Consider the following 15,069-nt stretch of genomic DNA (forward strand, 5'->3'; position numbering starts at 1 on the left):
CTATTGAGAGAGAATATGGATTTATAATAACTTAAAAACAAGAATTTAGTTCTGTATAAAATATGAATAAAACGATTATAATTATCCTCCTTATTTTTAGTCTAAGTTACTCTCCTTCGTATGCGCAACTTAGACAAGGTACTATAACAAACACAGATGGAACACCAATACCAGAAGCATCCATATTAATAGAAAAGCAATCAATCAATACACTTACTGATAGTAATGGTGTTTATACCATTAACATGGAAGAAGGAACACATCAGATTATAATATTGGCAGATGGATATAAAACACTAATAGAGGTAATTCAATGTAATTCTTATTCTTGTTTATTAGATTTTTCTATGAAAAAAGATATTCAGGAATTGGAGACGGTTATTATACAAGAAAATAAACACGAAAAAAACATTTTAAATACAATGGCTTCTGTTTCTGAAATTTCTTCTAAGTCTATAAAAGAAACACAAATAGGACTGTTAAATGACTTAAACAGTTTAATTCCTAATTATGTTTATAGTGATTTAGGAGTAAGTTATCAGCAGCAAATAACACTTAGAGGAGTAAGTGCTTTTAGTGAGGTGCCTTCTGTTGCTACTTATATAGATGGAATTAATACATTTAATATTTCTGCCAATAATTTATTACTTAATGATATAGAGAAAATAACAGTTTTTAGAGGTCCTCAAGGAGCGCTTTTTGGGCAAGATGCTATAGGAGGAGTGATTAATATTGTTACAAAAAAGCCATCTAATAAGAAATCTGTATATATAGAAACTAGTATCGGAAATCTAGGACTTTATAGTTATGCAGCTGGGTTTAAAACACCTATAATAAAAAACATACTTTTTATAGGTATTGATGGTAAACTTAACAATCAACATGGGTTTTATAGAAACAACCTAACAGGTACATTTTCATTTGAAGGAAAGCCTTTAGAGAAAAGCCCTGAAAATGGTGTTAGAATGGGAGATCAACAAGCGTTTTATGGTAATGTCGATATAAAATTTAAGCCCAACGAAAAATTAAATTTTCTTTTTAATATTAAAAAGCAGGTAGATCAATCCATAGGGACTAGCTCTTTTTACCAAGCGGCATTAACTCCTCAAAAAGCATTAGATAATCCTGATGAGTTTTCTGTAAACTCAATTGGCAGCGATTATAGAGATGTATTAAATATTTCTTTAGGAATAAAATACAAGGGAACTAATTATACGATAAAAAATTCTTCGTATTATTCTAAAGTTAAAATAGGATATGACAAAATAGACGGGGATCTAACCCCTTTTGATTTTTATTCTGCATCTTCCAGTTATAAAGGAAAACTAGGAGATCCTTTTCCTTTGGAAGTTATTGGTCAGGAAATTAAAATAGAGTCAAATAAAGAAAAGCGATTATCTTGGTTGTTTGGTGGATCAGCTTTTTTTCAAAACTATAAAAAACAATATTCTTATGTCGGAAAATCTACTATTCAAGAATATAAAGATTTTCAAGAAAATGTAGGGATATCAGGATTTGGAAAGATTTCATATCAAGTTTCAGAAAAAATTAATGTTACTCTTCATGGGAGGTATGACGCAGAAATAAAAAATATTAAAGCAAGTGTGTCAGATACAAATACAGAAAATCAACTTGATGTTATAGAATCTATTAATCGTAAAAAAAACTTTGATGCATTAAGTCCAAAACTGGTGTTTAATTACACCCCGGTTTTTAATCATCAACTATATTTATCTTATGCCAGAGGATTTAAATCTGGAGGGATTAATAATAGAGTAGTTAGCGAAAACAGTTTTTCAAGTTTTGATTCAGAATACTCTAATGTTATTGAGACTGGTTATAAATGGTTATCCAACAATAATAAATATATTATTGCCGCTACAGGGTATGTAATGCGTTGGCAAGATATGCAATTGTATTACTTTTCACAGCAGACAGATCGGCCAGATATAGGAGGGATTTGGATAATTGATAATATAGGAAATGTAAAATCTTATGGATTAGAAACAGAAATAACAGCAAAACCATTTTCTGGCTTTCAGGCGGATTTTTCATTAGGAATCAATAATGGTAGATATAGCGGATTTGAGTTTTTAGGAACAAATATTAAAGGAAACAGAACTATATTATCTCCAAAATTTACTTCATTTCTAGGGGTACAACAATTATTTCCTGTATTTAAAAAGAAAAATATTACAGGTGCTATAAGAGGAGAGTGGCGTATTATTGGAGATCAATATTTTGATTTAGTAAATACTATAAAACAGAGTACTTATCAAATTTTTAACACTAGATTATCTATAATAAACAATAATATATCACTTGCATTTGGGGTAAAAAATGTGTTTAATAAACGTTATATAAGTTTTTCTATGCCTGGACAATTTAAGGCATCTATTCTTAATCGCCCTCGTACATTTACGACAAGTCTAATTTATAAGTTTTAGAATTTATAGGTATGAGTTATTAAATTATTTATTTTCCCATTTGTTTTTGATATAACCTTAGAACAATAACCTTTTTTATCATAAAAAAAAGCTATTTCGTTATCCTTGTCAGAAATCACATGATTCTTAGCTAATTTTGGAGTTAATAACTCAAAATCCTTTTCTAGTTCTATATGTTCATTTGTAAAAAAGAATTTAGAAACCTTATTATTTTTATCAAAACCATACCCCAAAATAAAAGTATAATTTCCCGATTTAGCTTTAATTATATCCACTTTATTATCCTCGAATTTATAATACTGAATATAATTTTCACTCCAAGTTTGAGGGTAATTGGTTTGAGTTATTTCATATTTATTATTAATAGTAAAAACTGCTTCTAGATTATTGTTAGTTGTTTTAGAATCAAAACTATCAGTTTTATATTTACCGATAGTACGGTCACTGGTCATGAGATAAAAAAGGTATGTTTTCTTTTTAGACTTTAACTGTGTTTTTTCTATAAAGTTTATTAGACCATTTTTATTATAACTAACCTTATATTTACAAGAGGACCGACTGGAGAAAAGAGAATCTAATTTTTTGTTCTTTGCAAAAAAGTATTCATAATATTCGATTAATTTTCCATCACTATAAATATCTGTTTTGATGTATCTAACATTTTTAGGAATATGAAATAGAGATTCAGGATGGAGATAGTGATTAGGGGTTATGTCTTTAAATATCAATTCATTGCTTAGTTTTGTTGAAGGTTTTTTTTTCTTTCCTCCGAATAAAGCTAATATTTCTTCTTTTGTTTTTACTCCAAAATACTTTTTAAACTCCAGAAAAGGATCTCTTTTTTCGGATAAACTAATAGGTAAAGGTTTTTTTACTCCATCCCAAAAAATAATTTTATAATCTTCAGCAGTCTTATTTTGGGGTAGATAATAAGTGCTGTCTTGTGCTATAAAATTTAGGGGATCAGAGGTGTTTAAGTGGAAAAAATTTATAGTCGAGAATTTAGGTAATATAGCGTATAGCTCAGAGAGTTTTGAGTTATATTTTTTAAGCATATTCTGATTTATATTATCACTCTTATGAATAATAATACCGGGGATATGAGCCAGAGATAAACCTTTATTAGTAGACTGCTCTTTATCTTTAATTATTGGAGTTTTTTCTTTGTCTAAATAATCCTCATAATCTTTGAAATCTGACATTTGAAGTATACAATCCTCTTCAAAAAATAATTCTTGTTCAGAATCTAAATAGAATTTATCGTTATTTTCTATTTTACATTTTTTAAATTTAATTGTAGAATTTTCATCTACATACAAGAATCTACTTTTTGATCCTACATTAGATAATATATTTGTGTTTTCTATTAAAGCATTACTGTTTTTTATGCTAATCACACTGTTTGTTAGTGTGTTATTGTCTATGTTGCTGTTTTGTAAAGTGAATTTTTCAACCGTATTTAAAAAAACTCCTGTGTTACTACAGTTAAATATTCTACTATTATTTACCAAAAAATTTGTGACATTATTTGCTATAATACCTTCGGTACCACTCCCATTAAACGAGCAATTGTCTATAATTAAGTTTTTATCTTCATAAAAGCTTACTACAGGTGCATATTCTCCACAACCACCATCAGCTGTAGGGCTGTGATAAAATTGTAAGTTTTTTATACTAAGATTAGTGTTCTTCTGAAACGAAATTACAGCACCCTCATTTTGATTAGTGACAAAAGCAACAGTATTATTTTTATATCCTTCAATTATAAGGTTAGTACAGTTATGTATTTCAAGGAGGTGATTTTCATATATATTTTCTAAATACATCTCAAATAAATCGGTGTTAGAATCTACGGCGCTACTATAATAAGATCCATCCGATATGCTATAGTATTCATTTCCGAATTTTAAAAGACCATAATCGCCGTTTTTTATTAAAGAGATATTTTCTCTATTAAAATAAAGGTCTTGTATCTCCTCACTTAGATTAATCGTTTTATCCATTCTTATAATACGATCATTCCCTAAGGAGTTTAAAAAATCTTGTAAACTAGAAACGTTATATACCTCCATAGAATCGGTTTCGGTTTCTATTTCTTTTTCAAAGGAAGTATTGTCTTGAACGTTTTTTTTTGAAACTTCTATACTTTCTAATGTTTTTTTTACTTCTGTATTTTCTGTTTTAAAAACCTGGAGGATAAAAAATATAGATACAGCTACGACTATGATTCCAAAAATTATTTTTTTATACATTATTTGTTTTTAATATTAAATAATAATCGGTGATGTACCTTGTTTTTACTTTTGTATGCTAAGTATATAATAAAAATTGATCAAGATGGTTATAGAAAAAAGATAAGATGTGGTAACTCTAAAAATGCTATTCTTCATCATTCGAGTTTACATATTGCTCCGCTTTTTTAGAACATTTTTCACAGATACCATACGATACAAAATTTGTGGTATGAGATACAAAACCAGAAGGTATTTTAATATCTGGTATTTGTATATTATCTAAACAATAAATGTGTAAACATACGGTACAATTAAAATGTACATGATTGTCTTTATGATCATGTTCATTACAAGAAGAGTGGCAGATAGCGTAATTTGCAGTTCCGTTAAGATCTAATATTTTATGAATGATTCCCTTTTCTTCAAAAGTTTTAAGAATCCTATATAAAGTTACTCGATCTACATCTTTTCCAATCATCGCTTCAAGATCGGGCTGAGAAGTCGCTGTGTTTTTAGCTTTTAATATAGAAAGAACAGATAAACGAGGTGCCGTTTTTCTTAGTTGATGCTTTTCTAATAGACTGATAAATTCCTTATTCATAACAAAAAGTAAATTTAATCATTTATTGGCACATAAAGTTAAGGTGTTATAAATATATTAATAATAAATGGCTAAGGCTATAAAAGTGATTTCTGAAAAATAGATAATTTATTTTCAAAAAACAATTCTTATATTGCAACAAAGTTGCATGATGTGTTTGCATTGTATTTCAAGATAATTTTTAAATAAAAAAAAGAAATTAATACAGGTATAGCTTGAGTTTATCGTAAAAATGAAAAATTATTTTTATTGTGGTAAATTCAAATTATAAATGATATTATCCTTAAGATACCATAATGAATAAAAAAAAAAATAGGGCTAATTGTTTAGAGAAATTTGAAATTTTTCCATATTCGTTTATTCGATATGCTTCTGGTAATCATATAGATTTCGAGCAACTTAGATGTGATAAAGTAAAAAGTTTTGCAGAAGAAATAAGTACTTTAGGGTTAGAAATAAAAAATTTAAGAGATAATATATGTAATTATTTACACGCTTTAGTAAAAGAAGCTCTTACATCTTCAGAAAAACAATTTTTTATTAATATGAAAAGAGATATTTATAACTCTAGAAATATTACTTCTCAGGATCGAGCTAAACTCGTAGAAAGATTAAATAAAAAAAACAAAGATTTATTTGAGTATTATATTGTTTTAAAAGAAAAGAAAGAAGACCTACTAATAGAATGGCAAGATAGATACGTAAATACTATTACGAGGCATCGTGGTATAATTCAAGAATTATCAAAAAATGAACTTTTTCAAAAAGGAGTTAGATTATCAAGTAAAGTTTTTTACAACCAATTAGATACATTTTCAAAAAAAACAATACTATCTTTCGGAAAGAAAGAAGCCCGGTTAGAGTATAGTTTACTAAGATATCTGACCCGAATGTATTTTAAAACCTCTCCGTTTAGCACTTTTACCAATTTGGGACTAGCTAACCTAATCGAAATAGGAGATACCTATACACTTGCACAAGGAAAAATACACAGTAAAATAAGGTTAAATAATGGCATATTTGATTATTTAAAAACGTTACTTGTTTTGCATCCCGAAATTAACGAACATTTATATTTACAACTTAACCCAACTATTCAAGTAAAGGAGGAAAAAATTTCTTTTCTTATTAATTTTCATAATCTAGAATCTTTTCAGAGTATAGCTAATACGGGAGTTATAAAGCTACTTTTAGAGATAGCAAGACAAAAAGAAAAAGATTCATTAAGGATGTATGAGTTTATTGAAAAGCTGCAAGAATCTATAGATGGAGATGCCCAAGAGATCAAAGAGTACTTATTAAAACTGATAGAAATTGGTCTTTTGGAATTCGATTTTCAAACCTCAGGAACGGATCCAGATTGGAGTTTGAAATTACTAAGTTTTCTGAAACAAATTAATATTTCTTCGCAGTTATTAAAAGAAACGATTTTAGTTCTGGAAAAACAACGTGCTTGTTGTGAAATTTATGCTACTTCTAATACGAAGGAGAGAAATGTAATCCTTGAAGAAATGTTTCGGGATTTTAGTATGTTATTTGATCATTTTTTGGAAAAAATGAACATTTTTAAAAAAGATTATAAAGAATATAAGGAAAACTATAAGAGTTTATTTACTAAAGAAAATTTTAAAAAACATCCGTATATACTTCCATCACTTACTACAGAAAAACTAATATATGAAGATAGTTTTATAGAAGAAAAAGGAGAGGTTAGTAAAACGCTACTTACTGCCATAATAAAGGATATAAATACTTTCATAGATGTATTACAGCCCTTAGATAGTTTTCAGGAAGAAAGAGATAGAATAAGATCCTTTTATATAGATTATTATGGTAAAAGAGCAGAGATCAACCTTCTGGATTTTTATAATCTATATTATTTACATATAAAAAAACCTCAACAAGATTTTAAGAAGGATAATAAAGATATATATATAGATCAACATCAAGAAAATTATAATAAAACCTATCGTAAATGGATTGAAGATTTTAAAACTATTTTAAAACCAATAATAGATAAGAATCAAGAGGAAATATCTATAGATTCTAGTATGCTAAAAGCAATGCAGGAGAAATGGAAGAATAATAGAAAAATACCATTGTTTTCTAGAGGTATGTTTATGCAAGTATTTCGTACTGAAAATAATTTTCAAGTTGTAGTAAATAGTATTTCTCAGGGAATGGGCAGAGCAAGTGGTCGATTCTTACATCTTTTTAACTCTAATATTACAGAGGCTTTTAAAAAAAATAATCTTCAAAATTCTAAAGAATCATTGTTCATGGAGTTAAGCGATGGATCTTATTTTAATGCAAACTCTCATCCGCCATTATTAGATCAAGAGATTAAAATCCCAGATGGACATAATAGTTTACCTATAGAATCACAAATTGCAGTAAAAGATATTCTAATCTATTTTAATGAAGATATTCAAGAAGTATGCTTAAAGCATAGTCTTACAGGTAAACGAATTTTACCATTTGATCTATGTCTTCAATCCTTAGATCATCGATCAAAACTATACCAACTACTATTTTATTTTTCACCAGAACAGGCAGTAAGTTTTAGACCAATACAAAAGGCTGTGCAAGAATTATTATTTGAAGTTGAGGAAACATCCGTAAAACGTGAAATTTACTATTTTCCAAGATTAGTCTATAATAAACAGATTATTTTAAAAAGAAAAAGATGGTCTGTACTTACAAAATCGATCCCGCAAAAAGGAGAGCAACAAAGCGATGCCGATTATTTTTTATCCATTAACCAATGGAAACAAAAACATAATTTTCCAGATCAGATTTTTTTATACTTAAGAGCTAATACAACTACAAAGGGAGAAGGTATGGCAGACGATTATAAACCACAATACATTCGTTTTGATAGCCCGTTACTAATAATATTATGGAATAAGTTGCTTAAAAAGGCCAAAGAATATATCTATTTTGAAGAGATGTCTCCAAATACAGAAACATTAAAAGAGCAACCAGTTAATGAACTTTTGACACAATGGTATTTTAAATAGGTATGATAGATAAACACAAGTACACATGGATCTCAGCGTATTTATTTTATAAGGAATCAGCAAATAAATTTCTTATACAATTTATTTCTCCTTTTGTAGAAAAAATGCAACAAGAAAAAGTTTTGTTGAGGTATTTTTTTATTCGATATAATGAAGGGGGGTCACATATAAGGCTAAGATTATTGGTCGAAAAAGATAATGAAAACATGTGGAAGGAAAGGCTGAAAAAAGAAAGTGAAATATATTGGTCTAATACGCATGAAAACATAAAAAAGGACAAAAAATTTCTATATAATCATATTCAATTTACAGAGTATATTCCTGAAATAGATAGATATGGAGGGATGCATGTGATGAATGAAGCAGAGAAACAATTTGAATCCAGTTCTGAAGTAGTGTTGTATAACCTAGTGCGCTATTCAAAAAATTGGAAAGATAATACGGCATTTTTATTAGCTATAAAAATGCACCTTCTACTTTTTGTTAGTATGGATTTGAGTAATAAAGATATGATGAAGATCTGTAAACTTTTTATACAAGAATGGTTACCTGTTTTATATGATATATCTAAACCACAAAAAGAGCAACAACAATTTTTTCTTTCAGAGTTTGCCAAAAAATTTGACTTATATAAAGAACAAATGATATTTGCTGTCTCTACATTTTTAAAAGATATTAAAACCAATTCCTTAACAGAGAATATGTTAAATGCGTATTATTTAAAAAATGAGAGTGTAAATAAAGTATACAAAGAAAAAAAAATTGACTTAAAGATAGAATCGAGTATTACGACTAGTTTTATGCATATAACACATAACCGTATAGGGATTATAAATGCAGACGAGGCGTATATTGTTTATTTACTATATAAATGTTTAGAAAATAATTGTGTAGATGCGTAAAATAAAAAATATAGTATATAATGAAGTATTGTGGATAGCAGAAGAGTTAATTAAGAATTCAAAAGAGGATGCAAATGGTATATATTGGGAGACATTACATAAACAACCATATGGGCAGCTTTATAACCAAGTAAATGAAGAAATTTATAATGGAGTATCTGGAATTTCTTTATTCTTTATTTCTCTATATAAATATACTAAAGAAGATAAGTATTTACAAATCGCAGAAAAAAGCCTTTCTTGGGTAATTCATTATATAAAAACACTCTCTACCAAGTATTATACTTTTTATACAGGAACAGTTGGAGTTATCTATACTTTGGTAAAATTGTATGAAGCCACAGGTAATCTATCAAATTTAGATACAGCAAATACATTGTTTTTAGAACTTAAAAACGGAATTTTAGAAGAAGTAGAACTGGATGATTTATTAAGTGGTAATGCAGGAAATTTATTTGTAATAACATTATTGTACACCTATACAAAGGATATAGAACAAGAAAAAGTAATAAAGATACTTATAGAAAAATTACTCAAGAATGCACGTATTTCAAAGTACGGATTAAAATGGGGTTATGTTAGTGATACTGTAGACAGTTTAACAGGGATGTCACATGGTGCATGTGGTATTGCACATGTTTTGTTAGAAGTAGGGGAGGCTTTGGATTACCCAGAGTTAAAATGGGTTGCAGAAAAAGCATTTGCTTATGAAGATGAATACTATAGTGTATCGTTAAGTTCTTGGGTAAATATGCGGATTACGGATAATCCTAAAATTAAAAACTTGCCTATAGAACAAGGTTTATCCTATTATTTAGAACAAGAAGAAGATGTTAATGCTTGGGCACATGGTAATTCTGGCATAGGGTTATCAAGACTTAATATGTATAAAATTATTAAGAAAAAGAGGTATAAAAAATCAGCAATAAGAGCAATTACTAAAACAATCTCGGATCTTAAAAAAAATATAGAAAGACCTAATTATACATTAAGCACAGGTGTAGGATCATGGATAGAATTATTGCTTACAGCTTCTCGAGTTTTAAAAGAAAAAACACTAACAAAGGAGGCTCAAAATCTAGTGAAGAAAGCAATAGCTAATAGAAAAAATATTGGTTTTTATGGATCAGGATGGTACATAGATAAGCAAGACCCAGCATTGCTGGTAGGTGTTTCAGGCATTGGACATTTATTCTTGCAAATACTAGATAAAAATATGGACTCGATACTTCTTCCAAAAATTAAATCTAAAAAACAATTACCTATAGAGAGTAAAATAACTTTAGAGTGTTTTAAAAAAAAAATTTATGGAAAATATGTAAAACGAACCATTTGGTTTTTAGAGAGCAATGATATTTGTGTAGATATAGTTTATGAGAATGGAGAACAGGGCTTTAATAGTCGTGGTTTTACTAGAAAGATTTCAGCTCTTATAAAAACTTTAGATACAGAAAAAAGAAAAATGGCAAAAGATGTTTTTAAGTTAGAAAGTACCGCTATAGAAATGCTTGTAAATTCTAATTATAACATTTATAGAGAACATAAAAAGGAATTTTTTATAGAACAATTATCCAAATTTAATAATCTAAGTCCAAGTTTGTTTCATCAATATACATTTCAGATAAGTGAGCATATTAAAATAGTGAATTGTGAATGGCAATGGCCACTATTAGATAAAAATATTTGTTTAGAGAATAGATATATAGATAGAAATACATACCCTGTTTTATTAAGGTTAGGACCCCAAAATATAGAAGAATTTCATCTTAATTTATTGAGTACTTTATTACTAGATATCTTAAAAAGACCAAGAACTTTGTATGATTTAATAGAATTATTAAAAAAGAAGCTGGATACACACGATGAAGAAACTTTACAGAATAGACTTATGCAGCAACTACAATATTTTATGATGCAAAATTTTATAGAAACTAAAGAAAAAATGCGGGCTATATAATATAGCCCGCATGATTTTTTTATAAATTAAAAGCAGGCCCTTGAAGCTGATTTGCGCATGTACATCCTGCATGTGCATCTGTTTTACCAGTATGAGTAGGGTGTTTAGCTATCCCTAATCCACCAGCGATATGCTGAGATACTTCAGAACTAATGCTAGTTACAAAACTTTCTACTTGTAACTCGTCTAATGTTAATTTGCTTTTTGAATTTTTCATGTTTTATAATTTTTAGATTATGCCTTATAAAAATAGGGTCGGCTTATCCCATTTTGTTGCAACGATTAAAAATAATAAAGAAATAATTAAAATGCAACTTAGTTGCATTTTAATTAACATCATTTTTCTACAACTTAACACTTAGTGAGATTTTAAAATTAAAAGGAGTCCCCTCGGTATAATATACATTCCCTTCATAAATATCACCAGTTAAAATATATCGTTTATTAGTAAGGTTATCTAGTAATAAACGAGTTGTTATTTTTCCTTTTGTATACGAAATAGATCCATCAAATTTAGTATAATCTGGTATAAAAGCACCTACTGTATTTGTTGCTCTTTTTATAATAGAAGTATGTCCTAAACTTATACTAAGTCCACGAATTGTATTAGTAGGAAAAGAATAACTTACCCAGCTATTGATTAATTCTTTAGGAGAAAAAGAAGATAATTGTCCGACTATAGTAGGATCTGTATCTTTGGTTATGGTAGCTTTTGTATACGCATAGTTTGCGGATACAGCTATGTTTTTAGTTATATTACCTAAGATATCTATTTCAACACCTTTACTAACAACCTGTCCTAGTTGTTTATTAAATAATGGATCAGCAGGATCTTGAGTAACCATATTATTTCTCGAAATATGAAAAGCGGTAACCGAGGTAGATAATAAACCATCAAACCAGTTCTTTTTAACTCCTAGCTCTTTATCTTGCCCACGGATTGGCTTAAAGGGGGTACCTTGTTTATCTTGCCCACTTCTGGGCACAAAACTTTCGTCATAAAGAGCGAATACCGCAGTATTTTTGTCTATCAAATAAGTTATACCAGCTCTGGGAGTAAAAGCATCTTGATCAAATTTAGTTGCATCAGTATCAAAAATAGTTTCATTTTGGTTATGAGTATATCGCCCCCCAAAATCTACACTTAATCTTTTACCTATTTTAACATTGTTATAAAAATATAGAGCTAAAAAATTGTTATTAGATTTATAATCAAGGAAAGCTTCTTGATCTAAAAGTTCCTTTCTATCTAACCCATACTGTAGATTATTTACATCAAAAGGAAATGATTTTAATCCAAAAGTTTGATAAGTAGAATCTTTAGATATAGCATATTCAGTTCCTACCAATATATGATGTTTTATTTTTTTTCCAGTATGAAATTTTCCGTTCACAAAAAATTGAGTAGATAAAGTTTTGTTGTCGTTAAAAGATTTCCAAGCAAGCCTATTTGTTTTTCCGTTTTCATCAAACCCTACAGCATTATACGTTTCTTCAGATAAAAAAGACCATGTTTCAGCAGGAGTTTTAGAATAAGAAGATTGGTGAGTTATTTTCCAATTGTCATTAAACTCATGTTTAAAAACAACTCTAGCATTTTGTGATTTAGAAGTAGAATTAGGTAATCCAGAGTCTGCTAAATAATTTGCTCTTCTGTCATCGGTTAATATTTTATCTACAGGAAAAAATTTGGTAAAAGTAGATCCTGAAATAGCAGTTTGATTATTTAAAATATATTCTGCTAAGATAGAAGTATGTTTAGTAAAATTATACTGTACAACAGGAGCAATAATATATTTGCGACTCTCCATAATATCTACAAAATATTGTTGATAATTGTAGGCTGTATTAAAACGATAAGAGAACCCTTTTTCTTTTATACCAGATCCCAGATCGATAGAAGCTCTATAAAAATTGTAGCTACCTCCTGTAATTGTAGCATTTAGAATTTTAGAATTCCCTGGAGTTTTTGTAACGATATTAATCTTTCCGCCAGCTTCTCCTGTAGATCCTAAAAAACCTGCAGGGCCTTTGATAAATTCTATTCGGTCTATTATTGCTTCATCATCTTGTGATCCTCTAAAATCACCACTAGGAAGACCATTTCTAAAAATCCCATTTTGTGTAAAACCTCTTAAATATAAATTTCCCGCACCATCAAAAACATCATTATTTAATCCAAAATATACTCCACTTGCATTACGAGCGGCATCTCTCAAGACAAATGCACCTTGTTCTTTTAAAAGAGAAGAAGATATACTAATGATATTTTGAGGTATTTCTATTAGAGGTACATCTGTTTTTAAAGTAGAAGAAATAGTATCATTTTTTATTTTTCGTTTATTTTTAGTAACTACTACCTCTGGTAATGAAACTGTTTTTTTTAAGTTTTCTTTATCTTGTTGTTGTGTTTGTCCCCACATTTGTAATGTAGTTGCTATAGCCAATATGACTATTAGATAGTACTTGTTCATTGTTTGATTGTTAAGTATTTATTCGAATTGTATGTTACGTATGTTTGTAGTAAGATTATAAGGAGAGCTAGTAAAATAAACTCTACAGCATTTATCACGATACCTTTATATTGTATTTGGGATCTATTTTCGGGATATTCAGGCATTGTTAGGTAATCGCTTACTTGTAAATTTTCGTCCTTAAATATGAAATCATAAATAAATTTTTTCCATTTTTTCTGAAACGATAATGTAGATTCTTCAAAGTATATGTAGCTGTTAAAATCAGTATTTCCAATCTGATTTAGCGTTTTTTGCATCTTTAAAGTAGGTATGAATTCTGAAAATTTAGACATTAATTTTTTTCTTTCATTTTCTCTATCTTTATGTACCTTGGCTATAGGAGCAAGTTGTTTTTCGAGGGCATCATAATAAGCTACAAAATGTTTAGAACTATATTTTATAGTATCATTAGAATTTTGTGTATTATACTCTGGATGATGATTATAAAATTTCTGGAGTAATACTTTGGGTTCAAGATCCCAAACACTTTCCTCTATTTTTCGTTTTTCAGAAGCCATATCTGCTTTTATTCTCTTAGGGTAAGAAATGTCTATATAGAAATTAAAAAGAGAAGGAAGAATAATACTTAATAGTAGCCATGATCCAATCATATATAAGGATGTGACAATAGAGTTTTTTTGAAAAGAAATGAGTAAATAACAAATAGCAAACCAAAAAAATAAATAGCAAGTCACTATAAGTAACCAATACAACAAATTCAAAATAGAAATAGGAGTATTGGTAGGGGATATATATGCGGCAACTATATTAAGTATATATGTTAGAGTCAAAACAATTAATGTTCTGAAAAATAACTTATAAAATATAATTTTTCGAAAATGATTACTTTGTGATTTAAGTAAAATAAACGTTCCTAATTCTTTTTCTTCAGAGATTATATTATGACATAAAACGATCATAAGTAAAGGGATCAAATAGATGATAACAAAGGATAAATCAAAATTACCAGCAATTAGTATTTCTGGATTCGAAATATCTGCATCAAAGACATGAAGCGAATTATCTTTTGTAGAAATTTCCTTATAAAAAGGGTATACATCTCTATGACCAATCGCCATAGAAGAAAAGGAATTGGGATAAAATGTGGCAAATGGCTTAATTAAATGCTCTATCCAACCTGGTTGAGTTGCTTTATTATATAAAGCTTTTCCTTTATGGGTAGTAGTATCTGCATTAAAATAACCAATAGTAGTTTTTACCTGCTCTTTGTGCAAATTTTCTAAATCATGAATAACCTGAATTTGTTTTTTTGTAATACTATAGCCATAATAAATGCTATAGGCTCCTAACCCAATAAAGAATACCAGAATGGAAATACTTAGTGGAGTTCGAGCCAATTTTTTCCATTCAAATAAAAAAATAGTTTTCATA

General features: G+C 28.4%; 9 protein-coding genes. 4 read left to right on the forward strand and 5 right to left on the reverse strand.

Going from position 1 to position 15,069, the window contains the following annotated elements:
• Positions 1-62: 62 nt before the first annotated feature.
• Entirely contained in the window at positions 63-2,447 is a 2,385-nt protein-coding gene (locus tag H527_RS0120355) for a TonB-dependent receptor (protein ID WP_027414343.1), read from the forward strand.
• On the opposite strand, the gene H527_RS0120360 is transcribed toward H527_RS0120355, so the two are convergent.
• On the reverse strand, positions 2,444-4,699 hold the full coding sequence (locus tag H527_RS0120360) for a right-handed parallel beta-helix repeat-containing protein (protein WP_027414344.1): 2,256 nt from the start codon (positions 4,697-4,699) through the stop codon (positions 2,444-2,446). The two genes, H527_RS0120355 and H527_RS0120360, sit on opposite strands and share 4 nt — an antisense overlap.
• A gap of 127 nt (positions 4,700-4,826) precedes the next feature.
• The gene (locus H527_RS22850; protein WP_051316891.1) at positions 4,827-5,282 is read right to left on the reverse strand and encodes a Fur family transcriptional regulator; all 456 of its coding nucleotides are present in this window, start codon (positions 5,280-5,282) and stop codon (positions 4,827-4,829) included.
• A 296-nt stretch (positions 5,283-5,578) separates the two neighbouring features.
• Here H527_RS22850 and H527_RS0120370 point away from each other — a divergent pair, with 296 nt between their 5' ends.
• From H527_RS0120370 to H527_RS0120380, 3 genes are read left to right on the forward strand one after another with little or no spacing between them, the layout of a single operon-like run.
• On the forward strand, positions 5,579-8,302 hold the full coding sequence (locus H527_RS0120370; protein ID WP_027414345.1) for a lantibiotic dehydratase: 2,724 nt from the start codon (positions 5,579-5,581) through the stop codon (positions 8,300-8,302).
• A gap of 2 nt (positions 8,303-8,304) precedes the next feature.
• Positions 8,305-9,204, forward strand: a complete 900-nt coding sequence (locus H527_RS0120375; RefSeq protein WP_027414346.1) for a thiopeptide-type bacteriocin biosynthesis protein — start codon at positions 8,305-8,307, stop codon at positions 9,202-9,204.
• Positions 9,197-11,161: a lanthionine synthetase LanC family protein gene (locus tag H527_RS0120380; protein ID WP_027414347.1), complete on the forward strand. Its 1,965-nt coding sequence runs from the start codon at positions 9,197-9,199 to the stop codon at positions 11,159-11,161. The genes H527_RS0120375 and H527_RS0120380 overlap by 8 nt, the downstream gene beginning before the upstream one ends.
• 19 nt (positions 11,162-11,180) lie before the next feature.
• Here the strand turns inward: H527_RS0120380 and H527_RS0120385 are convergent, their stop codons facing one another.
• From H527_RS0120385 to H527_RS0120395, 3 genes are all read right to left on the reverse strand, one after another.
• Positions 11,181-11,378, reverse strand: coding sequence for a pinensin family lanthipeptide (locus H527_RS0120385; RefSeq protein ID WP_027414348.1), 198 nt, complete (start codon positions 11,376-11,378; stop codon positions 11,181-11,183).
• A 127-nt stretch (positions 11,379-11,505) separates the two neighbouring features.
• Positions 11,506-13,635 carry a TonB-dependent siderophore receptor gene (locus H527_RS0120390; protein WP_081414663.1) on the reverse strand — a complete coding sequence of 710 codons (2,130 nt, stop codon included), beginning with the start codon at positions 13,633-13,635 and terminating at the stop codon, positions 11,506-11,508.
• Positions 13,632-15,068 (reverse strand): DUF3526 domain-containing protein, encoded by a 1,437-nt coding sequence (locus H527_RS0120395; RefSeq protein WP_027414350.1) that lies wholly within the window; start codon positions 15,066-15,068, stop codon positions 13,632-13,634. Before H527_RS0120395 ends, H527_RS0120390 begins: the two co-directional genes overlap by 4 nt.
• Position 15,069: the final 1 nt, after the last annotated feature.

The organism is Aquimarina muelleri DSM 19832 (genome assembly GCF_000430665.1).
GTDB classification, from domain to species: domain Bacteria; phylum Bacteroidota; class Bacteroidia; order Flavobacteriales; family Flavobacteriaceae; genus Aquimarina; species Aquimarina muelleri.